This is a genomic window from Microbacterium sp. GXF0217 (assembly GCF_054798195.1).
This window is the reverse complement of sequence record NZ_JBSJZG010000009.1, coordinates 35012-56621: the sequence shown is the minus strand read 5'-3', so window position 1 is coordinate 56621 and position 21610 is coordinate 35012. Positions and strand designations below refer to the sequence as shown.

27 protein-coding genes are annotated in these 21610 nt (G+C 68.5%); 24 read left to right on the top strand and 3 right to left on the bottom strand.

Features of this window, described 5'->3' with window-relative positions; genetic code table 11:
• From rplR to ACWAT3_RS15955, 24 genes are all read left to right on the top strand, one after another.
• Positions 1–360 carry a 50S ribosomal protein L18 gene (gene rplR / locus ACWAT3_RS16070; protein WP_429458603.1) on the top strand — a complete coding sequence of 120 codons (360 nt, stop codon included), beginning with the start codon at positions 1–3 and terminating at the stop codon, positions 358–360.
• Positions 357–1055 (top strand): 30S ribosomal protein S5, encoded by a 699-nt coding sequence (gene rpsE, locus ACWAT3_RS16065; protein ID WP_460800030.1) that lies wholly within the window; start codon positions 357–359, stop codon positions 1053–1055. The genes rplR and rpsE overlap by 4 nt, the downstream gene beginning before the upstream one ends.
• Positions 1055–1240 (top strand): 50S ribosomal protein L30, encoded by a 186-nt coding sequence (gene rpmD, locus ACWAT3_RS16060; protein ID WP_179432942.1) that lies wholly within the window; start codon positions 1055–1057, stop codon positions 1238–1240. Before rpsE ends, rpmD begins: the two co-directional genes overlap by 1 nt.
• Complete coding sequence (gene rplO / locus ACWAT3_RS16055; RefSeq protein ID WP_460800028.1) at positions 1240–1839, top strand: 50S ribosomal protein L15; 600 nt, start codon at positions 1240–1242, stop codon at positions 1837–1839. The genes rpmD and rplO overlap by 1 nt, the downstream gene beginning before the upstream one ends.
• 101 nt (positions 1840–1940) lie before the next feature.
• A complete protein-coding gene (gene secY / locus ACWAT3_RS16050) occupies positions 1941–3263 on the top strand; it encodes a preprotein translocase subunit SecY (RefSeq protein WP_460800026.1) in 1323 nt (440 codons plus the stop codon).
• A complete protein-coding gene (locus ACWAT3_RS16045; protein WP_460800025.1) occupies positions 3260–3856 on the top strand; it encodes an adenylate kinase in 597 nt (198 codons plus the stop codon). The genes secY and ACWAT3_RS16045 overlap by 4 nt, the downstream gene beginning before the upstream one ends.
• Before the next feature lie 2 nt (positions 3857–3858).
• Entirely contained in the window at positions 3859–4686 is an 828-nt protein-coding gene (map, locus tag ACWAT3_RS16040; RefSeq protein ID WP_460800024.1) for a type I methionyl aminopeptidase, read from the top strand.
• 253 nt (positions 4687–4939) lie between these two features.
• The gene (locus ACWAT3_RS16035; RefSeq protein ID WP_460800022.1) at positions 4940–5620 is read left to right on the top strand and encodes a DsbA family protein; all 681 of its coding nucleotides are present in this window, start codon (positions 4940–4942) and stop codon (positions 5618–5620) included.
• A gap of 184 nt (positions 5621–5804) precedes the next feature.
• On the top strand, positions 5805–6026 hold the full coding sequence (gene infA, locus ACWAT3_RS16030; protein ID WP_005050493.1) for a translation initiation factor IF-1: 222 nt from the start codon (positions 5805–5807) through the stop codon (positions 6024–6026).
• Positions 6027–6091: 65 nt separating this feature from the next.
• On the top strand, positions 6092–6208 hold the full coding sequence (rpmJ, locus tag ACWAT3_RS16025) for a 50S ribosomal protein L36 (protein WP_005050492.1): 117 nt from the start codon (positions 6092–6094) through the stop codon (positions 6206–6208).
• Between the two features lie 160 nt (positions 6209–6368).
• Complete coding sequence (gene rpsM, locus ACWAT3_RS16020; protein ID WP_047524098.1) at positions 6369–6743, top strand: 30S ribosomal protein S13; 375 nt, start codon at positions 6369–6371, stop codon at positions 6741–6743.
• Positions 6744–6773: 30 nt separating this feature from the next.
• A complete protein-coding gene (rpsK, locus tag ACWAT3_RS16015; RefSeq protein ID WP_376180669.1) occupies positions 6774–7172 on the top strand; it encodes a 30S ribosomal protein S11 in 399 nt (132 codons plus the stop codon).
• A gap of 139 nt (positions 7173–7311) precedes the next feature.
• Positions 7312–8301: a DNA-directed RNA polymerase subunit alpha gene (locus ACWAT3_RS16010; protein WP_460800020.1), complete on the top strand. Its 990-nt coding sequence runs from the start codon at positions 7312–7314 to the stop codon at positions 8299–8301.
• Positions 8302–8335: 34 nt separating this feature from the next.
• Entirely contained in the window at positions 8336–8845 is a 510-nt protein-coding gene (rplQ, locus tag ACWAT3_RS16005; protein ID WP_460800018.1) for a 50S ribosomal protein L17, read from the top strand.
• 132 nt (positions 8846–8977) lie between these two features.
• Positions 8978–9769, top strand: coding sequence for a sulfite exporter TauE/SafE family protein (locus ACWAT3_RS16000; protein ID WP_460800016.1), 792 nt, complete (start codon positions 8978–8980; stop codon positions 9767–9769).
• Between the two features lie 107 nt (positions 9770–9876).
• A complete protein-coding gene (locus tag ACWAT3_RS15995) occupies positions 9877–10257 on the top strand; it encodes a hypothetical protein (protein WP_460800014.1) in 381 nt (126 codons plus the stop codon).
• Positions 10250–11803: a sensor histidine kinase gene (locus ACWAT3_RS15990; RefSeq protein ID WP_460800071.1), complete on the top strand. Its 1554-nt coding sequence runs from the start codon at positions 10250–10252 to the stop codon at positions 11801–11803. The genes ACWAT3_RS15995 and ACWAT3_RS15990 overlap by 8 nt, the downstream gene beginning before the upstream one ends.
• Position 11804: 1 nt before the next feature.
• Entirely contained in the window at positions 11805–12464 is a 660-nt protein-coding gene (locus ACWAT3_RS15985) for a response regulator transcription factor (protein ID WP_460800012.1), read from the top strand.
• On the top strand, positions 12461–14074 hold the full coding sequence (locus ACWAT3_RS15980; RefSeq protein ID WP_460800011.1) for an SLC13 family permease: 1614 nt from the start codon (positions 12461–12463) through the stop codon (positions 14072–14074). The genes ACWAT3_RS15985 and ACWAT3_RS15980 overlap by 4 nt, the downstream gene beginning before the upstream one ends.
• Before the next feature lie 101 nt (positions 14075–14175).
• A complete protein-coding gene (locus ACWAT3_RS15975; RefSeq protein ID WP_460800009.1) occupies positions 14176–15378 on the top strand; it encodes a glycerate kinase family protein in 1203 nt (400 codons plus the stop codon).
• A 57-nt stretch (positions 15379–15435) separates the two neighbouring features.
• Positions 15436–15882 (top strand): FAS1-like dehydratase domain-containing protein, encoded by a 447-nt coding sequence (locus ACWAT3_RS15970; RefSeq protein ID WP_460800007.1) that lies wholly within the window; start codon positions 15436–15438, stop codon positions 15880–15882.
• Positions 15879–16280, top strand: a complete 402-nt coding sequence (locus tag ACWAT3_RS15965; RefSeq protein ID WP_460800006.1) for a MaoC/PaaZ C-terminal domain-containing protein — start codon at positions 15879–15881, stop codon at positions 16278–16280. The genes ACWAT3_RS15970 and ACWAT3_RS15965 overlap by 4 nt, the downstream gene beginning before the upstream one ends.
• Entirely contained in the window at positions 16280–17416 is a 1137-nt protein-coding gene (locus ACWAT3_RS15960; RefSeq protein ID WP_460800004.1) for a UDP-N-acetylmuramate dehydrogenase, read from the top strand. The genes ACWAT3_RS15965 and ACWAT3_RS15960 overlap by 1 nt, the downstream gene beginning before the upstream one ends.
• A gap of 143 nt (positions 17417–17559) precedes the next feature.
• On the top strand, positions 17560–17958 hold the full coding sequence (locus tag ACWAT3_RS15955; RefSeq protein WP_460800002.1) for a VOC family protein: 399 nt from the start codon (positions 17560–17562) through the stop codon (positions 17956–17958).
• Between the two features lie 54 nt (positions 17959–18012).
• On the opposite strand, the gene ACWAT3_RS15950 is transcribed toward ACWAT3_RS15955, so the two are convergent.
• The 3 genes from ACWAT3_RS15950 to aceB all read right to left on the bottom strand — a co-directional run bounded on the left by ACWAT3_RS15950 (position 18013) and on the right by aceB (position 21480).
• Positions 18013–19215 (bottom strand): pyridoxal phosphate-dependent aminotransferase, encoded by a 1203-nt coding sequence (locus ACWAT3_RS15950; protein WP_460800000.1) that lies wholly within the window; start codon positions 19213–19215, stop codon positions 18013–18015.
• A gap of 77 nt (positions 19216–19292) precedes the next feature.
• Positions 19293–19742 carry a hypothetical protein gene (locus ACWAT3_RS15945; RefSeq protein WP_460799998.1) on the bottom strand — a complete coding sequence of 150 codons (450 nt, stop codon included), beginning with the start codon at positions 19740–19742 and terminating at the stop codon, positions 19293–19295.
• Positions 19743–19830: 88 nt separating this feature from the next.
• On the bottom strand, positions 19831–21480 hold the full coding sequence (gene aceB, locus ACWAT3_RS15940) for a malate synthase A (RefSeq protein ID WP_460799996.1): 1650 nt from the start codon (positions 21478–21480) through the stop codon (positions 19831–19833).
• Between the last annotated feature and the right edge of the window lie 130 nt (positions 21481–21610).

Sequence of the window (21610 nt, the reverse complement as noted above, 5' to 3'; positions counted from 1 at the left end):
ATGGCTCTCAAGTCAAAGTCTGACGCCCGCGCGCGTCGTCACGCCCGCCTTCGCAAGAAGATCGTGGGCACCGAGCAGCGTCCGCGCCTCGTCGTGAACCGCTCCGCTCGCCACGTCTTCGTGCAGCTGGTCGACGACAGCAAGGGTTTCACCGTTGCTTCGGCATCCACGCTCGAGACCGACCTTCGTGGTTTCGAAGGCGACAAGACGGCCAAGGCCCGCAAGGTCGGCGAGCTGCTCGCCGAGCGCGCGAAGGCCGCTGGTTTCACCGAGGCCGTGTTCGACCGTGGCGGCAACCGCTACGCCGGCCGTGTCGCGGCTATCGCCGATGGCGCCCGTGAAGGGGGGCTGGCACTGTGAGTGACAACAAGGAGAACGAAGTGACCGAAGCGGCAGCTGCCACTTCCGAGACGGCCGCAGGCACCACGCAGGCTGAGCCGGCTCGCGATCAGCGCGAAGCCCGCCGTGGCGGTCGTGACCGCAACCAGGGTGGCCGTGACCGCAACTCGCGTGACCGTGGCGACAACCAGTTCCTCGAGCGCGTCGTGACCATCAACCGCGTCTCCAAGGTCGTGAAGGGTGGACGTCGCTTCAGCTTCACCGCCCTCGTGGTCGTCGGTGACGGCAACGGTCTGGTCGGCGTCGGCTACGGCAAGGCCCGTGAGGTCCCCCTGGCGATCTCGAAGGGTGTCGAAGAGGCCAAGCGCAACTTCTTCCGCGTTCCCCGCGTCAGCAGCACCATCCCGCACCCCGTGCAGGGTGAGGCCGCGGCCGGCGTCGTGCTGCTTCGTCCGGCCGCTGCCGGTACCGGTGTTATCGCCGGTGGCCCGGTTCGCGCCGTCCTCGAGTGCGCCGGCATCCACGACGTCCTGTCGAAGTCGCTCGGTTCGTCGAACACGATCAACATCGTGCACGCGACCGTTGCTGCCCTGAAGCAGCTCGAGGAGCCCCGTGCGGTCGCCGCACGTCGTGGCCTCGAGTTCGACCAGGTCGCACCGGCGCGTCTCGTCCGCGCGGAGGCCGAGGCGGCCGCAGCGCAGAAGGTAGGTGCCTGATGGCTGCGCGCCTCAAGGTCACGCAGATCAAGTCCAAGGTGAGCGAGAAGCAGAACCAGCGCGACACGCTGCGCAGCCTCGGTCTGAAGCGGATCGGTGACACCACCGTCCGCCCCGACGACGCGCAGACGCGCGGCTACGTCCGGACCGTCGCCCACCTCGTCAAGGTTGAGGAGATCGACTAATGGCTGAGAAGAACGAAGCCGTCGAGGCCGAGAAGGCCCCGAAGAAGGCCGCCCCCAAGGCTGCCGCTTCGAAGGCCGCCACGGCCGAGAAGAAGGCGCCGGCTGCGAAGAAGCCGGCTGCCAAGAAGCCCGCCGCCAAGAAGGAAGCCGAGACCTCGCGTCCCGGCGTCCTGAAGGTGCACCACCTGCGTCCGGTCCCCGGCGCCAACACCGCGAAGACCCGTGTCGGTCGCGGTGAGGGTTCCAAGGGCAAGACCGCCGGTCGCGGCACGAAGGGCACCAAGGCCCGCAACACCGTGCGCGTCGGATTCGAGGGTGGGCAGATGCCGCTGCACATGCGCACCCCGAAGCTCCGCGGCTTCAAGAACCCGTTCCGCGTCGAGTACCAGGTCGTGAACCTGGAGAAGCTCGCCGAGCTCTACCCCAAGGGTGGAGACGTCACCGTCAGCGACCTCGTCGCCAAGGGTGCCGTTCGCAAGAACGAGAAGGTCAAGGTCCTCGGCAACGGGGATATCGCGGTGAAGCTCACCGTCTCGGTCGACAAGGTCTCGGGCTCTGCCGAGCAGAAGATCGTGGCGGCCGGCGGTTCCGTCAAGTAACCACAGTTCAGAGGGGTCGGAGAATTCTCCGGCCCCTCTGTGCGTTACTCTGGTCTTTCGGCCGTCTGCGTATCGACGGCGACCTTTCTGGAGGAAATCCCTTGTTTAGCGCCATTGCGCGGATCTTCCGCACGCCCGACTTGCGTCGGAAGATCGGTTTCACCCTGGTGATCATCGCCCTCTACCGGTTCGGCTCGCACATCCCCGCTCCGTTCGTGAACTTCCCGAACGTCGAGCAGTGCCTTGCACTCACCTCGGGCACCGAGGGCCTGCTCAGCCTGGTCAACCTGTTCTCGGGCGGAGCCCTGCTCCAGCTGTCGATCTTCGCCCTGGGTGTGATGCCGTACATCACGGCCACGATCATCACCCAGCTGCTGCGCGTCGTCATCCCGCACTTCGAGACCCTGCACAAGGAGGGTCAGTCGGGCCAGGCGCGCCTCACGCAGTACACGCGCTACCTCACGATCGCTCTGGCGCTGCTGCAGTCGACGACGCTCGTCACCGTGGCGCGCAGCGGTCAGCTGTTCGGCACCACCGACATCGCGGCCTGCCAGAACCTGCTGACCAACGATGTGTGGTGGGCGCAGCTGCTGATGATCATCACGATGACCGCCGGTACCGGTCTCATCATGTGGTTCGCCGAGCTCGTCACGGAGCGCGGCGTCGGCAACGGCATGTCGCTGCTCATCTTCACCTCGATCGCGGCGACCTTCCCGGCTTCGATGTGGATGATCTTCGAGGCCAAGGGCCTCGAGGTGTTCCTGCTCGTCCTCGCCGTCGGCATCGTGGTGATGGCGCTCGTGGTGTTCGTCGAGCAGTCGCAGCGCCGCATCCCTGTCCAGTACGCCAAGCGCATGGTGGGTCGTCGTACGTACGGCGGCACCAACACCTACATCCCGATCAAGGTGAACATGGCCGGTGTGATCCCGGTGATCTTCGCGTCCTCGCTGCTGTACATCCCGATGCTCATCGCGCAGTTCAACACTCCGCAGGACGGCTCGGAGCCCGCGGCCTGGGTCACCTGGATCTCGCAGTACTTCACTACCGGTGACCACCCGCTGTACATGGCGGTGTACTTCCTGCTGATCATCGGCTTCACCTACTTCTACGTCGCGATCACGTTCAACCCCGTCGAGGTCGCCGACAACATGAAGAAGTACGGCGGGTTCATCCCCGGCATCCGTGCGGGTCGTCCGACGGCCGAGTACCTCGACTACGTGCTTACGCGCATCACGTTCCCCGGATCCATCTACCTGGGTCTGATCGCCCTCATCCCGCTGGTGGCCCTGGCCACCGTCGACGCGAACCAGAACTTCCCGTTCGGCGGTGCGTCGATTCTCATCATCGTCGGTGTGGGGCTCGAGACGGTCAAGCAGATCGACGCTCAGCTTCAGCAGCGTCATTACGAAGGGCTCCTCCGATGACCGCATCCGCTCGTCTTCTGATCGTCGGTCCGCAGGGCTCCGGCAAGGGCACGCAGGGTGTGCGCATCGCGTCGGCATTCGGCGTTCCGGTGATCTCCACCGGCGACATCTTCCGTGCGAACATCAAGGGCGGCACGGAGCTCGGCCAGCAGGTCACCTCGATCCTCGATCGCGGAGACCTCGTGCCGGATGAGCTGACCAGCGAGATCGTGCGCGACCGGCTCTCGCAGGAGGATGCCGCGGGCGGCTTCCTGCTCGACGGATACCCGCGCAACGCGGTGCAGGTCGGCCACCTCGAGGAGTTCCTCTCCTCGCGCGGCCAGGCGCTGGACGCGGTCATCCTCCTCGACGTTCCGCGTGCCGAGAGCATCGAGCGCCTGCAGCTGCGTGCAGCGGAGCAGGGACGTTCGGACGACACCGCCGAGGCCATCGCGCACCGCCTGGACATCTACGAGCACGAGACGGCTCCGATCCTGGAGACGTACTCGGAGCGCGGGATCGTCGACCGGATCGACGGCGTCGGCTCGCTGGACGACATCACCGAGCGCATCTCCGCGGCGCTGGATGCGCGCGGCCTGCGCGTGACGGTCTGAGCGTGTTCCGCCGCTCGATCTACAAGACCCCGGCGCAGTTGCGCTCGATGGTCGAGCCTGGTCTCATCACGGCGGCATCGCTGGATGCGGCGGCGGCGGCGATCCGGCCAGGAGTGACGACGGCATCCGTGGATGCTGCGGCATCCGATGCCGTGCTCGCGCGCGGAGCGGAGTCGAACTTCAAGCTCGTGCGCGGATACAGCCACACCACCTGCATCTCGGTGAACGAGCAGGTCGTCCACGGCATCCCCGGTAAGCGCGTGCTGGAGGCCGGCGACATCGTGTCGGTCGACAGTGGCGCGCAGTTCCAGGGATGGAACGGCGACAGCGCCCGGACGTTCGTCGTCCCGGACGAGTCGCGTTCAGCGCTGGTCGCGTCGCGGCAGGAGCTCTCGCGCGTGACCGAGGGATCCATGTGGGCCGGAATCGCCGCGATGGCCTCGGCCCGGCACCTCGGCGACATCGGTGCGGCCATTCAGGACTACATCGAGGCGCAGGGTTCCTACGGGATCCTCCGCGAGTACGTCGGCCATGGCATCGGTCGCAAGATGCACGAGGCCCCCAGCGTCTTCAATTACCGGACACCGGATGCCGGGGCCGAGGTCAAGCCCGGGCTGGTGCTCGCGATCGAGCCGATGGTGACCGCCGGCGGCGAGGCGACGTTCGTGGAGGACGACGACTGGACCGTCTCGACGGTCGACGGCAGCGACGGTTCGCACTGGGAGCACAGCGTCGCGCTGCACGCCGACGGCATCTGGGTGCTGACGGCATCCGATGGCGGCGCTGCCGGCCTCGCGCCCTTCGGCGTGGTGCCGACCCCGATCGCTTAGCCGGCGCCGCGCCTCCGAGCGCACATCCGCGTGCGCCCACAGCCAGCGCAGCCCGGCGACACCGCGCTGATTCTGCTGGCCCGCGGCATGGTCCAGCAGCGACTCCGCCGTCAGCGGGTGCGGCAGAGGATAGGGGGTTCACAACGGGCGCATAGGATGGGGCGGCAGGATTGAGGGTGCGGCGCCGTGCGCGCCGGAAGACTTCGACGTGAGGGCGGCGCGATCGCGCACGTCCCGAGAGAACGGGAAAGCAATGGCAGCAGCACAGGGCAAGACCAATTGGTTCGCCATCTGGATCTCGGCCGCTGTGGTCGTCGTCCTGGTGGTCCTCGGCGGTGTCGTCGTGTTCCTGAACAACCAGGCGACAGCACCTGGGGAAGCCCCGGAGACCGCAGGGATCGTGAACGGCGAGACGGGCGCGATCGCTTTCGGCGAGGGCGAGACGACGATCGACACGTACGTCGACTTCATGTGCCCGATCTGCGGCCAGTTCGAGGACGCATACGGCGCTGCGCTGCAGGATGCCGCGGCGAACGACACCATCACGCTGAACATTCACCCCATCTCGATCCTGGACAACGCATCGCAGGGCACGGAGTACTCGTCCCGCGCCGCGAGCGCGATGTACTGCGTGGCGGCCGAGGCGCCCGACGCTGCTCTGGACTTCTTCAACCTGCTCTTCGAGAACCAGCCGGAGGAGAACACCACCGGCCTCACGGATGAGGAGCTCTCCGCGTTGGCCGAGCAGGCGGGCGCCGGAGCGGCAGCGGACTGCATCGCCGACGGCACCTACATGACGTTCGCGCAGGACCAGGTCGAGCAGACCCCGCCGGACCCCGCGACCGGCCGCGTCGGCACGCCGACCGTCGCGATCGACGGTGAGCGCATCGACAACGCGGACATCGCCACGCGCTTCGCCGAGATCCTCGGCTGAGCCCGCTGCGAGCCCGCAGCGACCGGATCTGACGACGACGGCGCATCCCATTTGCCGGATGCGCCGTCGTCGTCTAATATTGATCTTTGGTGCTTTGCGCCTGTTCGGCGTGTCCGGCTAATGCGAGCATCCAACCCACCCATCCACCGCAGATCGGCCGATCTGCAGAAGCGTCAGCGAGTTTATGGCTAAGAAAGACGGTGTCATCGAGATCGAGGGCGTCGTGTCCGAGGCGCTGCCCAACGCGATGTTCCGCGTCGAGCTCACCAACGGACACAAGGTTCTCGCAACGATCTCCGGAAAGATGCGGCAGAACTACATCCGCATCATCCCCGAGGACCGCGTGGTCGTGGAGCTCAGCCCCTACGACCTGACCCGCGGCCGCATCGTCTACCGCTACCGCTGATCGGTCGAGAAGTAACACCCCAGGCGATCACGCCTGTCCGGTGAAGACAGCGAACAGGAAACATCATGAAGGTCAACCCCAGCGTCAAGCCCATCTGCGATCACTGCAAGGTGATCCGCCGTCACGGCCGCGTCATGGTGATCTGCAAGAGCAACCCGCGCCACAAGCAGCGCCAGGGCTGACGCTTCGACGAAGCTCAGCGCGCTCAGCAGCACAACTGAATACACACAGGCAGGATCAGACGCTTCGGCCGGCTCAGCGAGCCGACGAGGCTGACACCTCGGGGCGGAGGCCCGGGCACCGATCCTGCTCCACACCTCCATCACATTTCAGGAGATTCGCATGGCACGTCTTGCCGGCGTTGACATCCCGCGCGATAAGCGCGTGGTGATCGCACTTACCTACATCTACGGCGTTGGCCGTACCCGTTCGGTCGAGATCCTCAAGGCCACCGAGATCGACGAGTCGATCCGCGTGAAGGACCTGAGCGACGACCAGCTCATCGCACTCCGCGACTACATCGAAGGCAACTACAAGGTGGAGGGTGACCTGCGACGCGAGGTCGCCGCAGACATCCGCCGCAAGGTCGAGATCGGCTCTTACGAGGGCATCCGTCACCGTCGTGGCCTTCCGGTCCGCGGCCAGCGCACCAAGACCAACGCCCGTACCCGCAAGGGCCCGAAGCGCACCGTCGCCGGTAAGAAGAAGGCCCGCTAAGCAGCGGCCAGGGAATAGGAGAAAACTTTCATGGCTGCACCTAAGGCCGCCGCGCGCAAGCCGCGCCGCAAGGAGAAGAAGAACATCGCGCTGGGCCAGGCCCACATCAAGTCGACGTTCAACAACACGATCGTTTCGATCACCGACCCGACCGGCGCGGTCATCGCGTGGGCATCGTCGGGTGGCGTGGGCTTCAAGGGCTCCCGCAAGTCGACCCCGTACGCCGCCGGCATGGCTGCCGAGTCGGCCGCCCGCCAGGCTGCGGAGCACGGCGTCAAGAAGGTCGACGTCCTCGTGAAGGGTCCGGGTTCGGGCCGCGAGACCGCGATCCGCTCGCTGCAGGCCGCTGGCCTCGAGGTGGGTTCGATCCAGGACGTCACGCCCCAGGCTCACAACGGCTGCCGTCCGCCGAAGCGCCGTCGCGTCTGATTTCGTTCGAGGATGCCGGCCCTTCGACAGGCTCAGAAAGCTGTCGAAGGGACCGGCATCCTCGCCGCAGGTTTCCACAACTCAAGAACCTCACCCACCACATGTCATATAGCGGGCATGTGATCGAAAGGAACACACAGTGCTCATCGCACAGCGTCCCACACTGACCGAGGAAAAGATCGTCGAGAACCGGAGCCGGTTCATCATCGAGCCGCTCGAGCCCGGTTTCGGCTACACCATCGGCAACGCGCTGCGTCGCAGCCTGCTCTCGTCGATCCCCGGCGCTGCTGTCACCAGCATCCGCATCGACGGCGTGCTGCACGAGTTCAGCACCATCCCCGGCGTGAAGGAGGATGTCACCGAGATCATCCTCAACATCAAGCAGCTGGTCGTCTCCAGCGAGCGTGACGAGCCCATCACCGCCTACCTGCGCAAGACCGGCGCTGGCGAGGTCACCGCAGCCGACATCTCGGCTCCGGCCGGTGTGGAGGTGCACAACCCCGAGCTCGTCATCGCGACCCTGAACGACACCGCGAAGTTCGAGCTCGAGCTCACGATCGAGCGCGGCCGCGGCTACGTCTCGGCCACGCAGAACCGCAACGAGTACGCCGAGGCCGGTCAGATCCCGATCGACTCGATCTACTCGCCGGTCCTCAAGGTCAGCTACCGCGTCGACGCCACCCGTGCCGGGGAGCGCACCGACTTCGACAAGCTCGTCCTGGATGTCGAGACCAAGTCGTCCATCAGCCCGCGCGACGCCGTCGCCTCGGCTGCGAAGACCCTCACCGAGCTGTTCGGCCTCGCCCGCGAGCTGAACGTCGAGGCCGAGGGCATCGAGATCGGCCCCGCACCGGTGGAGGCTGTCGCCTCCAGCGAGCTGTCGATGCCGATCGAGGACCTCGACCTGTCCGTGCGCTCGTACAACTGCCTCAAGCGCGAGGGCATCAACACGGTGTCCGAGCTCGTCGCCCTGTCGGAGACGCAGCTCATGAACATCCGCAACTTCGGCCAGAAGTCGGTCGACGAGGTGCGCGACAAGCTCATCTCGCTCGGTCTGTCGCTCAAGGATTCGGTGCCCGGTTTCGACGGCGCCCACTTCTACAGCGGCAGCGAAGACGAGTCCTTCTGACCTTCCCGAAATTCTGACCAGGAGTTAGACGAATATGCCTAAGCCCACCAAGGGTCCCCGCCTCGGAGGCGGCCCCGCACACGAGCGCCTGCTGCTTGCCAACCTCGCGGCTGCTCTGTTCACCCACAAGTCGATCAAGACGACCGAGACCAAGGCCAAGCGCCTTCGCCCGCTCGCCGAGCGTCTGATCACCTTCGCCAAGCGCGGCGACCTGCACGCCCGCCGCCGGGTGCTGTCGGTCATCGGGGACAAGACCGTCGTGCACGAGCTGTTCACCGAGATCGCACCGCTCGTCGCGGACCGCGAGGGTGGCTACACGCGCATCACCAAGGTCGGCAACCGCAAGGGCGACAACGCGCCCATGGCCGTGATCGAGCTCGTCCTCGAGCCCGTCACGCCCAAGAAGAAGGCTGCCAAGGCCGCCCCGAAGGCCGAGAAGGCCCCGAAGGCCGAGAAGGTCGAAGAGGCTCCGGCTGAAGAGGTCGTCGAGGAGACCGCCGAGGCTCCCGCCGAAGAGGCTGCTGCCGAGGAGAAGTCCGAGTAAGCATCCGCTCTCCACGAAGCCCGCCACCCCGTCAGGGATGGCGGGCTTCGTCGTTTCCGGAGGGGGCGCCGTGAAACGTCGCCGGACGAGGCGCCGTCGGCACCCTGCAGGCCCCCGGAGTAGGGTGGATGAGTGACTGACGCTCGGATTCATCGCGGCCCCCGGGCGTATGCGTCCTTCATCATCATCGGTCTGCTGGCTGGGCTCCTCTCCGGACTCTTCGGCGTCGGCGGCGGCACCGTGATCGTGCCGTTGCTCGTGCTGCTGCTGCACTTCGACCAGCGCCTGGCTGCAGGCACCTCGCTCGCGGCCATCGTGCCGACCGCCGCCGTCGGCGTGATCTCGTACGCCGTGCACGGCTCAGTGGCGTGGATCCCCGCGATCATCCTCGCGGCGGGCGCCGTCGTCGGCGCGCAGATCGGCACCCGCCTGCTGCCGCGGATCTCGCAGACCGCGCTGCGGTGGGGCTTCGTCGCCTTCCTGGTGGTCGTCATCATCATGCTGTTCGTCGTGATCCCGTCGCGCGGCGTGGAGTTCGATCTGAACTGGTTCTCGGGGATCGCGCTCGTCGTGGTCGGCGTCGGCACCGGCATCCTGTCCGGACTGATCGGTGTCGGCGGAGGCATCATCGTCGTCCCTGTGCTCATGCTCGCGTTCGGCACCAGCGACCTCATCGCCAAGGGCACTTCGCTGCTCATGATGATCCCGACCGCGATCTCGGGCACGATCGGCAATCTCCGGAATCGCAACGTCGACCTGACCGCCGCGGTCACGATCGGCGTCGCCGCCTGCACGACCACGGCGCTCGGCGCGTGGCTCGCGACGCTGATCGACCCGCTTCTCGGCAACATCCTGTTCGCCGCCTACCTCGTGGTCATTGCGGTCCAGATGGCGCTCAAGGCCGTCCGCGGTCGCCAGCGCTGAACTCCTCGGCGAGGGATGCCTGGGGCGGATGCCGGGGAAGGCCGAAAGTGAAGAAACGCTTATCCGCACCTCATTTCCGCCTCACATAGGGCCGACACCATGAGGTCATGACCTTCTCACGTCGCATCCTCGTTCCGGGCATCCTGATCTCCCTCCCTGTCGTGTTCGCCGCGGGCAGCATCGCCCTCGCGCAGACGCCTGGGGCACCGCAGCTGCCCCAGGAATCGGTGGTCGTCGACTTCGCGACGCCGACGCCCACCCCGACGCCCGAGCAGCCGTTGCCAGCGCCGTCCGCGGCGCCCGTCGCGCCGCCGGCCACCGGCGACGACGACGCCGACGACGGCCGGGGAGACGATGGAGCCGGAGACGATGGGGTCGGAGACGACGGCGCGGGTGACGATGGCGTCGGAGACGATGACGGCGATGATGGTGCCGGTGACGATGACGGAGACGACGGAGCGGGAGATGATGACGGTGACGATGATTGACGCGACCACGGCCCCGATCCCGACTGCACCCCAGCCCGAGCCCCGGCCCCAGAGCGAGCATCAGGCCGAGCCCGGACACCAGCGCAGGCGGATGCCGGCGCTGCCGGCGCGCTGGCGGATCACCGCCTGGATCATCGCCAGCACCGTCGTCACGCTCCTCGCCGTCGGGCTGATCGGGCGCAGCATCTTCCTCGCGGACATCGAGCAGTCCGCCAACGCGGATGTCGAGCAGGAGGCGCTCGAGTTCCACCGGTTCCTCGACCAGTCGGCCTCGGACTTCACCTCGGCCAAGGAACTGCTCACCGACTACCTCGGCCGTCAGTCCGTCCAGGCGGGGGAGATCATCGTGGGCGCCGTCGACGGCGAACCCGTCGCCCTGGCCAACGGACTCGTCGAAGGAGACGCGACGTTCGGCTTCGCCGAGGGCGAGGCGCTCGCCCTGCGTCTGCTCCACAGCGCTGAGAAGTCCGGAACCGTCTCGACGTCCGAAGCCGGCCCGCTGCGGTGGGGACGCGTGGACTTCACCGCGGGCGACACCGAAGGCTCGCTCCTGGTGATGCAGTTCACCCAGGCTCAGAGCGACGCCGTCGACCAATCCGTCATCACGATCGCCTGGGTCGCGTTCGCCGGGCTGCTGCTCAGCTCCGGCGTCGCCTGGCTGGTCGCCGGTCAGATCCTCGCGCCGGTCAGAGCGGTGCACCGCGTGGCGCGCGAGATCAGCGAACACGATCTCACGGCCCGGGTGCCGGTCGAGGGAAACGACGACATCGCCGCCGTCGCCACCACGTTCAATCAGATGCTCGACCGGCTTGAGGGCGTCTACGCCACCCAGCAGCGGTTCGTCGACGACGCCGGCCACGAACTGCGCACCCCCATCACGATCGTCCGCGGACACCTCGAACTGCTCAGCGACGACCCGGTCGAACGCCGCGAGACGCTGCGGCTGGTGAGCGGCGAACTCGACAGGATGAGCCGCATCGTCACCGACCTGCTCGTGCTCGCCCGCGCCGAGCAGCCCGACTTCGTCCGCGTCGCCGGATGCGACATCGCCGCACTCACGCTCGACATCGAAGCCAAGGCGCAGGCGCTCGGCGATCGACGCTGGCAGCTCATGGAGGTCGCCGAGGGGCAGGCGCGCTTGGACCCCCAGCGCATCACGCAGGCCGTGCTGCAGCTCGCCGCCAACGCCGTCCAGATCACCGAGCCAGGCGCCCGGATCCGCATCGGCTCGCGCTTCGAGGGCGTCGGCCCGGATCGGATGCTGCGGCTGTGGGTGCAGGACGAAGGACCCGGCGTCGCACCAGCGGACGTCGAGCGCATCTTCGAGCGCTTCGTCCGCGGCGGCACGACGGTGGAGGGAGTCGCGCACCGCCGCGGCTCAGGGCTCGGGCTGGCCATCGTCCGGGCGATCACCGATGCTCACGGCGGCTCGGCCTGGGTGGACAGCGTGCTGGGCGAGGGCGCGACCTTCGGACTCGACATCCCCGCCCCGAACGACGTCGACCCGGTCATCCCGCTGGGTGCCACTACCGTGAAGGAGGCCTGACATGCGCCGCATCCTCATCGTCGAAGACGACCCCTACATCACCTCGTTCGTCCGGCGCGGCCTGCGCACGGCGGGGTACGAGACCTCCGAGGCGACGGACGGCGAGAGCGCGCTCATTCTGGCCCGCACCCGTCAGTTCGATCTGATCCTGCTCGACATCGGCCTGCAGGGCATCGACGGCTTCACGGTCCTGTCGCACCTCCGCGGGGAGGGCATCGCCGCACCGGTGATCATCCTCACCGCGCGCGATTCGGTGATCGACACCGTTCGAGGGCTCGAGAGCGGCGCGAACGACTACGTGACCAAGCCGTTCCAGTTCGCCGAGGTGCTCGCCAGGGTGAAGCTGCGCATCGGCGACGGCGAGCAGCGGGTCGCCGGTGCCGTGCTCGCGCACGGAGACGTGACGGCCGACATCCGCACGCGCCGCGTCACGGTCGGCGAGCAGTCCGCCGACCTCACCTCCCGGGAGTTCTCGCTGCTCGAGGTCTTCCTCCAGCATCCGGGCCAGGTGCTGTCGCGCGATCAGCTGATCGGCCAGGTGTGGGGGATGGACTTCGACCCGGCATCCAATGTGGTCGACGTGTACGTGCGCGCCCTGCGGAGCAAGATCGGCGCGGAGCACATCGAGACGGTCCGCGGCGCCGGGTATCGGTTCCAATGAACACCGCACCTGTTCGCGTCACCTACGCCACACGCCCGCCGGAGCGGTTCGCGTCCGGAGCGCCGCTGCTGCCGGAGCGGACGCCGCGCGGATCGCGACCGCCGCGCGACTCTCGACCGCCGCGTGCGCACCGCACACCGCGCAACCGCGCCCCGCGCGACCGCATGCGCCTGCGCAGTCTGCTGAGCCTGCTCATCGCAGCGATGGCCGTGATCGCTCTGATCGCCGCCGCCCTCACCGCTCCGGCCACCGACGGCGCCCCGACGCTGCCGATCGCCGCGACGCTCTCCGTGTTCCTGCTCGCCGTCTGGGCGTGGATGTGCACCCCGCTCGACGACACCCTGGTGGCGTTCCTGGCGGCAGTCGCGCTCATCCTGGTCGGCGTGCTCCCCGCCGCGGACTTCTTCGCCTCGCTCGGAGACGAGACGATCTGGCTCCTGCTGTGCGCGTTCATCATCGCGGCGGGTGTCAGCTCGACCGGCCTCGCCCTGCGCGGCACAGCGCTGTTGCTGAGCCGCGCCCGCACACCGCGTGCGCTGTTCCATCTCACGACCTTCGCGCTCACCGTCACGACGTTCGCGGTGCCGGCGACCTCGGGCCGCGCGGCGCTGGCGATCCCGGTGTTCACGGCGCTCGCCGCAGCGCTCGCCGACCGGCCGTCGCTCATCAGGGCGCTCTCGCTGCTGTTCCCTACCGTGATCCTCCTCTCGGCGGTGGCGTCGCTCCTCGGCGCAGGCGCGCACGTCATCACGTCGCAGCTGCTGGAGGCGTCGACGGGCACGGGCTTCGGATTCCTCGACTGGCTGTGGTTCGGACTGCCGCTCGCGATCGTCTCCTCCCACGTCGCCTGCGAGATCGTGCTGCTGCGCTTCACCGGCCGAGCGGACCGTCGCCTCGGCATCCGGAACGTCACCGCAGCCCTCGGACGCACCGCTCCGACACCGATCGACGGACCGCTCACGGCCCCCGAACGCCGTGCCGGTCTACTGCTCATCGCCGTCGTCGCGCTGTGGTGCACGGAGCCGGTCCACCACATCCCGCCGGCACTGGTCGCCCTGCTCGGCGCGATCGTCGTGGTGTCGCCGGGGATCGGATGCATCACACTGCCGGTCGCGGTCAAGAAGGTGCCCTGGGCGCTGCTGCTCTTCCTCGCCGCCACTCTCGCGCTGGCCTCCGCGCTCACCTCAACGGGAGCTGCGGACTGGCTCGGCACCTGGGCGCTCGGTCCGATGGCCGGCCTCGGATCCGGTGCCGGCATCGCGTTCATGCTCGTCGTCATCGCGCTCTCGCTCGGCGCGCATCTCATGATCCCCTCGCGTTCGGCGCGCTCCGCCGCCATCATCCCGATGGTCATCGCCCTGGCTCCGGGCCTCGGCATCGATCCGGCGGCTGCGGCGTTCGCGTCCACCGCGGCCGCCGGCTTCTGCCATACGCTGCCGAGTTCGGCCAAGCCCGTCGCGATGTTCGCGGACCCGGAGATCGCGCCCGGAGGCTTCCAGCCGCGCGACCTGCGCTCGTTGTCGGTGCTCCTCGCCCCCGCGATGTTCCTGCTCGTCGTCTGCTTCTCGTTCTGGATCTGGCCGGCGATGGGGATGCCGATGCTGCGCTGAGCGCGATCCGCAGCATCCCCTCGTCCGCACGTCTCCCCACCTCACCACCCACCCCACCGACGTTCGTCGTCCCCGGAATCGGCTCCATCGAAGGAGAAACCATGTCCATTCACATCCCTCAGCGCGTCCTCGTCGCCCCCAGCGGTTTCAAGGAGAGCCTCGACGCGGAGGCCGTCGCCCGTGCGATCGCCTCCGGTGTGCGCCGGGTCATCCCCGGCATCCAGGTCGACGAGTTCCCGATCCCCGACGGGGGAGAGGGCACGGCGGCGGCGCTCGCGGCCGCGACCGACGGCGAACTCGTCCCGGTGAACGTGACAGGCCCCGTCGGCGACCCTGTCGTCGCCCATTACGCCCGACTCGGCGGGGCGGCGAGCGGCACAGCGGTGGTCGAGATGGCCACCGCCGGCGGACTGCGACTCGTCCCCCGCGATCGTCGCGACCCCGGTGCCACGACGACGTTCGGCGTCGGCGAGCTCATCGCGGCCGCGCTCGACGACGGCGCCGAGCGGATCATCGTCGGTTGCGGAGACTCGGGCACCAGCGACGGCGGTGCCGGAGCGCTCGAGGCGCTGGGCGTGCGCATTCTGGACCGCGAAGGGACGCCGATTCCGCGCGGAGGACGGCACCTCATCGACGCGTCAGCGCTGGATCTCAGCGGCCTGCACCCGAGGGCAGCGGAGATCGAGATCGTGCTGGCCTGCAACATCCACAACGTGCTGTGCGGACCGCGCGGCGTCGCACGGGTGTTCGGGCCGCAGAAGGGCGCATCGCCCGCCGACGTCGAGCAGCTGTCTGCCGCGCTGGACGCCTGGGCCGACGTGCTCGAGCGCTTCGGCAGCCACGGCGGCACGATGGACGTGCGCACCGGACCGGGCACCGGGGCATCCGGTGGACTGGGCGCGGGGCTCGCCGCCGTGCTCGGCGCACGCCTCGCGCCGCGGTTCGACGTCCTGCTCGACGGCGACCTGCTGCCGCGCAGTCTCGACGATCTTCTCGAGACGGCAGACCTCGTCATCACGGCGGAAGGCGCGATCGACTTCCAGACGCCCCGCGGGAAGGTGCCAGCCGAGGTCGCGATGCGCGCCCGGATCGCCGGCGTCCCTGTGCTGGGCATCGCCGGCTCGCTGGGGGAGGGCGCCCCGGCCGTGCACGACATCGGCATCGGCGCGATCGCCTCCATCCTCACGGTGCCGATGGCACTGGAGCAGGCGGTCGAGCAGGGCGAGGCGCTGCTGCGGGATGCCGCGGAGCGCAGCATGCGGCTGGTGATGCTCGGCTCGGCGCTCGCCGCCCGCGCGGCCTGACCGGTTTCCCCGGCCGACCTCAGGGAGTCGGTCGGGGGCGGCCGGTAGGATCGAGGGGTGCCAGTCAACACCGAACTCGTCGGCCGGGAGTTCCCGCCGACTGCCCCGTATCTCGTCGGTCGTGAGAAGGTGCGCGAGTTCGCCCGCGCCGTGTTCGCCGACGCCCCTCTGCACACCGACGTGGATGCCGCTCGCGCGCTCGGATATGCCGACGTCGTCGCTCCGCCCACGTTCGCCATGGTCATCCAGGACCAGACGCTGCAGCAGCTGCTCAGCGAGCCGGGGTCCGGTATCGAGCTGGCGCGGACCATCCACGCCGAGCAGCGCTTCGCCTACACCCGTCCGATCGTCGCCGGCGACGAGCTGAGCGGGCGCCTGAAGGTCACCGGCATCCGCACGGTCGGCGGCAACGCCATGATCACCAGCGAAGCCGAGATCACGGATGCCGAGGGAGCGCACGTCGTCACGGCGACCAGCGTGCTGCTGGTCGGAGCGGGGGAATGATGTCGTTCACTGTCGGAGATGTCATCGCCGAGCGCGACATCCACCTCACCCGCGAGTCGCTGGTGCGCTACGCCGGCGCGTCGGGTGATTTCAACCCGATCCACTACCGCGACGATGTGGCCGCGTCCGTCGGTCTGCCCGGCGTGCTCGCGCACGGGATGCTGACGATGGGCATCGCCTCATCCGTCGTGGTCTCGGCGCTCGGCGACGCCGCCGCGATCACCGAGTACGGCGTGCGGTTCACGAAGCCCGTCGTCGTCGACCCGGCGGACGGCGCGGACATCCGCGTCGTCGCCACGGTCGGCGCGGTCGACGAGGCGAGCGCCCGCATCGACCTCAAGGTCACCTTCGGCGAGACCACCGTCCTCGGCAAGGCGCAGCTGCGCGTCTCGATCTGATGCACGAGGTCTCGCCGATCGCGCTCTCACAGCTCACGACTCTGCGCACCGGCGCGGCACCGGAGCGGATGCAGGAGGCGCGCACCGCCGACGAACTGGTCGACGCGCTGCGCGAGACCTGGTCGCGAGGCGATGAGTGGTTCGTGCTCGGCGGCGGATCCAACCTCTTCGTCGGAGACGAGCCGTTCGAGGGCACCGTGATCCGCGTGCTCACGACCGGCATCGAACGGCTCGTGTCGCCGCACCCCGGTCGCGCCCGCGTCCGCGTGCAGGCCGGTCACGACTGGGATGCGCTGGTCGCCTACACCGTCGAGAACGGACTCGCCGGCATCGAGGCGATGAGCGGCATCCCCGGCACCGTCGGCGCGGCACCTGTGCAGAACGTCGGCGCCTACGGCCAGGAGATCCAGGAGACGCTGGTCGAGGTCGAGCTCATCGATGAGGCCAGCGGCGAGGTGTCGGTCGTTCCGGCATCCGCACTCGGGCTGGGCTTCCGGACGTCCGTGCTCAAGCATCACTACGGCGGGGCGCCGCTGCGCCGCGCCGTCATCCTGTCGGTCACGCTGGATCTCGCCGACGTGGGGGATGCCGGGCGCATCGTCCGCGGCGAGCAGCTGCGCCGGGCGCTCGCTCTGCAGGACCACGAGCCCGTCCCTCTCGCGTGGGTGCGTGAGCGGATCCTCGAGACGCGTGCCGCGAAGGGCATGCTGCTGAATGCGGAGGATCCGGACACGTCGAGTGCGGGGTCGTTCTTCCAGAACGCGATCGTGCCGGAGTCCGTCGCGCGTGCGCTCCCGCCGGAGTGCCCCCGTTGGCCGGTCGCTCCGGATCTGGATGCGGTGACGGTCATTCCGCTCGGTGCATACGACGGGAATGTACCGCCGCTGACCCACCGGCCGACCGATGTCAAGGTGTCGGCGGCGTGGCTCATCGAGCACGCGGGAATCTCGAAGGGCTTCAAGCTGCCGCGGTCACGAGCCGGGGTGTCGACCAAGCATGCGCTCGCGCTGACCAACCGCGGCGGGGCGACCGCCGGCGAGATCGCCGAACTCGCGCGGTACATCTCCGGCCGGGTGCACGCCGAGTTCGGTCTGTTGCTGCAGCCAGAGCCCGTGCTCGTCGGCGTCGAGATCTGAGCTCTCTCGCCGCGCGGGGCTCGCCGGGGGTGAGACCCGCGTTGCGGGGTGAGGCTTGGGCTGCTGGCGCACGCGTCACCTTGCAAGGTACGTCTCGCCGGGTGACGGGCAGATGGATGGGCGAAGGGCGTAGGCTCGCCTGCATGCCGCGACTCGTCCCGTACGTTCTCTTCCCCGGCAACGCAGCGGAGGCACTGACCTTCTACCGCGACGTCTTCGGCGGGGAGTTGTCGTTGTCGACGTACGCGCAGTTCAGCCGGGTGGACGGCCCCGATGACGCGATCGCGCACGGATCCCTCAGCGGTCCGGTGGACATGTTCGCCGCGGATGCCGGGCCGGACGAGGATGCCGTCCACATCGTCGGCGCGACCTTCTCGCTGCTGGGTTCCGCGTCGGAATCGGCGACGCTCACCCGTTGGTTCGATGTGCTCGCCGAGGGCGGAACGGTCGCCGACGCCCTGCAGAAGCGTCCGTGGGGTGACTACGACGGCCAGGTCGTCGATCGCTACGGCATCCGCTGGCTGATCGGATTCGAGGACTGAGCCGAGCGCGGGCGGGCGCTCACTGGAGCAGCGCCCGCCCGCGGTCAGCCGGACTCAGGAGGCGAACAGGCGCTGCAGGCGCTGGATGCCCTCGAGCAGCTGATCGTCGCCGAGCGCGTACGACAGACGCAGGTAGCCGGACGGGCCGAACGCCTCGCCGGGAACCACGGCGACCTCGGCCTGCTCGAGGATGAGGTCGGCGAGTTCCAGCGACGTGGACGGCGTGACACCGCCCCACGTGCGGTTCAGCAGACCCTGCACGTCGGGGTAGACGTAGAACGCGCCGAGCGGGTTCGGCACCTTCACGCCGTCGATCTTCGCCAGCTCGGACACGATGAGACGGCGACGACGATCGAACGCCTGACGGAACTGCTCGGCCTCGGTCTGCGGGCCGGTGAGCGCAGCGATCGCCCCCTTCTGGGCGACGTTGTTCACGTTGCTGGACAGGTGCGACTGCAAGTTGCCGGCGATCTTGATCGCGTCGGCAGGGCCGACCATCCAGCCCACACGCCAGCCCGTCATCGCATAGGTCTTCGCGACCCCGTTGACGAGGATGGTCTGGTTCGCGGCCTCGGGGACTGCTTCGACGATCGAGACCGCCTTCGTGCCGTCGTAGGTGAGGTTCTGGTAGATCTCGTCCGAGATGATCCAGAGGCCGTGCTCGACGGCCCACTGGCCGATCGCGGCGGTCTCCTCTGGCGTGTAGACGGAACCGGTCGGGTTCGACGGCGAGACGAACACGAGCACGGTGGTGCGCTCGGTGCGCGCCGCCTCGAGCTGCTCGACCGTGACCTTGTAGTCCTGGTCGGATCCGGCGAACACCTCGACCGGGATGCCGTCGGCCAGGCGGATCGCCTCGGGATACGTCGTCCAGTACGGCGCGGGCAGCAGCACCTCGTCGCCGGGGTTCACGACAGCCTGGAACGCCTGGTAGACCGACTGCTTGCCGCCGTTGGTCACGATCACCTGGGACGGCGAGACCTCGAGGCCCGAATCGCGCAGCGTCTTCGCCGCGATCGCCTCGCGCAGCGCGGGCAGCCCGGGCGCTGGTGTGTACCGGTAGCTCGCCGGGTCGGCGAGAGCCTCTGCCGCGGCATCCACGATGAACTGCGGCGTCGCGAAGTCGGGCTCGCCGGCCGCGTAGGAGATGACCGGCTTGCCTTCGGCCTTCAGGGCCTTGGCCTTGGCATCCACCTTGAGGGTCGCGGACTCGGCGATAGCGGACAGCTTGCGGGAGAGAGGAGCGCGTTCGGTCACGCTTTGAATGCTACCCGCGCGAGGAGAGCCGTGCGCGTCCGTCGTCGCGGCACGTCACGCCGCCGCACGTATCGCCCTCACCCCGCCCTCGTCGACAGCACTCCGACGAAGAAGAACAGGCCGGAGATCAGGACGACAGCCTGCGGGTACACGTACGACGCGAGGCACAGCGCCGCCCCGATGATGCCCAGCGTCAGCGGCCAGCGCGACGTCGAGCGGGCCGGTGGGGCGGGCCTCGGCATCCGGATCAGAAGACCCAGCGCGATCATCGGGAGGAAGAGCAGGTACTCGCGCGCGCCGATGACGACCTGCTCCGCGCCCGTGAGCGCGGACATCCCCATGCTGAGGAAGATCTCGGGCCGCGTGAGGAAGATCGCGAGGATGCCGATCGACAAGACGATCGTCAGGATGCTGAGAGCGATCGAGACGACGCGGCGCGCACGGCCCGCCTCTCGATAGGCGATGGCGAAGGAGGAGATGGTCGGGAGAGTACGCCGATCGCGCGAAGCGCCGTGCGGGCTGTCCACAGGCACTGTCGTTGCGTCGGAGAAATCCCGTCGGTCGGAAGCATCCGGGTGGATTCGTCCGACCGACGGGATATTTCCGCCAACGAGGTCAGTCCGTCTCGACGAGGTACCGGCTGTACGCGTTCAGCGTCAGGAACGCCGGGAACTCCGTACCGAGCGCGACATCGCGGAACACGTCGGCCGCATCGTCGAAGCGATCGCCGTCGCGGCGCTCGACCGTGGACAGCACATCGGAGATGAGCGACTCGACGTACTCCGTCGTGATCGGCGTGCCCTCCTCGGTGGAGCGGCCCTGGTGGATCCACTGCCACACCTGCGAGCGGGAGATCTCCGCGGTCGCGGCATCCTCCATCAGGTTGTCGATCGCGACGGCGCCCAGACCCCGCAACCACGCCTCGACGTAGCGGATCGCCACCGAGACGTCGTCGCGCACGCCCTGGTCGGTGATGGGGCACCCGATGTGCAGGTCGAGCAGGTCCGCCGGCTTCACGTCGACGTCGTCGCGCTGACGGTCCACCTGGTTGGGCCGGTCGCCGAGCACCGCGTCGAACTCGGCCTGCGCGGTCGGGATCAGGTCCGGATGAGCGACCCACGTGCCGTCGAAGCCGTCGCCCGCTTCGCGCCGCTTGTCCGCGGAGACCTTCTCGATCGCGCGGGCGGTCACCTCGGGGTCGCGGCGGTTCGGGATGAACGCGCTCATGCCGCCGATCGCGAAGGCACCTCGACGGTGGCACGTCTTCACCAGGAGTTCGGTGTAGGCCCGCATGAACGGCACCGTCATCGTGACCTCGCTGCGGTCGGGGAGCACGAACCGCGCCCCGCGCCCGCGGTAGTTCTTGATGATCGAGAAGATGTAGTCCCAGCGACCGGCGTTGAGACCGGCGCAGTGGTCGCGCAGCTCGAACAGGATCTCATCCATCTCGAACGCCGCGGGCAGCGTCTCGATCAGGACCGTTGCGCGGATCGTTCCGTGCGCGATCCCGATGTACTCCTCGGCGAAGGTGAAGATGTCGTCCCAGAGCTTCGCCTCCTCGCTCGATTCGATCTTGGCGATGTAGAAGTACGGCCCGCGTCCGGCATCGACCAGCGCCTGCGCGTTGTGCAGGAAGTAGAGCCCGAAGTCGACGAGGGATCCGGATGCCGCCATCGCCCGCCCAGAGCGGTCGACGAAGGTGAGGTGCTTCTCGGTGAGGTGCCAGCCGCGGGGACGCATGACGATCGTCGGCGTCCGCTCGGCGGTGACGCGGTACTCCTTGCCCTCGGGGCTCGTGTGGATCAGCTCGCCCCGGATCGCGTCGCGCAGCGACAACTGCCCTCCGATGACGTTCCCCCAGGTGGGGCTCGTCGCGTCCTCCTGGTCGGCGAGCCAGACCCGCGCCCCGGAGTTCAGAGCGTTGATCGTCATCTTCGGGTCCGTCGGCCCCGTGATCTCGACGCGGCGGTCCTCGAGGCCGGGACCTGCGCCCGCGACCCGCCACTCGGCATCCTCGCGGATGTGGGCGGTGTCGTCACGGAAACGAGGGTCATGCCCGTTGCCGATCTCGAACCGGCGCCGCATCCGGTCGGCGAGGCGGTCGTGGCGCCGGTGGGCGAAACGGTGGTGCAGCTCGGTGAGGAACGCGATCGCATCCGGGGTGAGGATCTCGTCGTAGCGGTCGCGCATGGGTCCGGCGATCTCGATCGCCGGACCCTGCCGGGTCTCGTTCGGGACGGTCGGTGGGGCGGTGGGAGTGGTCATGATGTGTCCTTTGGTCGGGAGGAGCTGGAAGGCGTTGCGGGAAGCGGGGCCCCGCGCCCGGAGGCTCAGGTCAGCGCGAAGCGGTGGTGTGGTCGTGTGAAGCCGGGAGGCGTTGCGGGAAGCGGGCCCC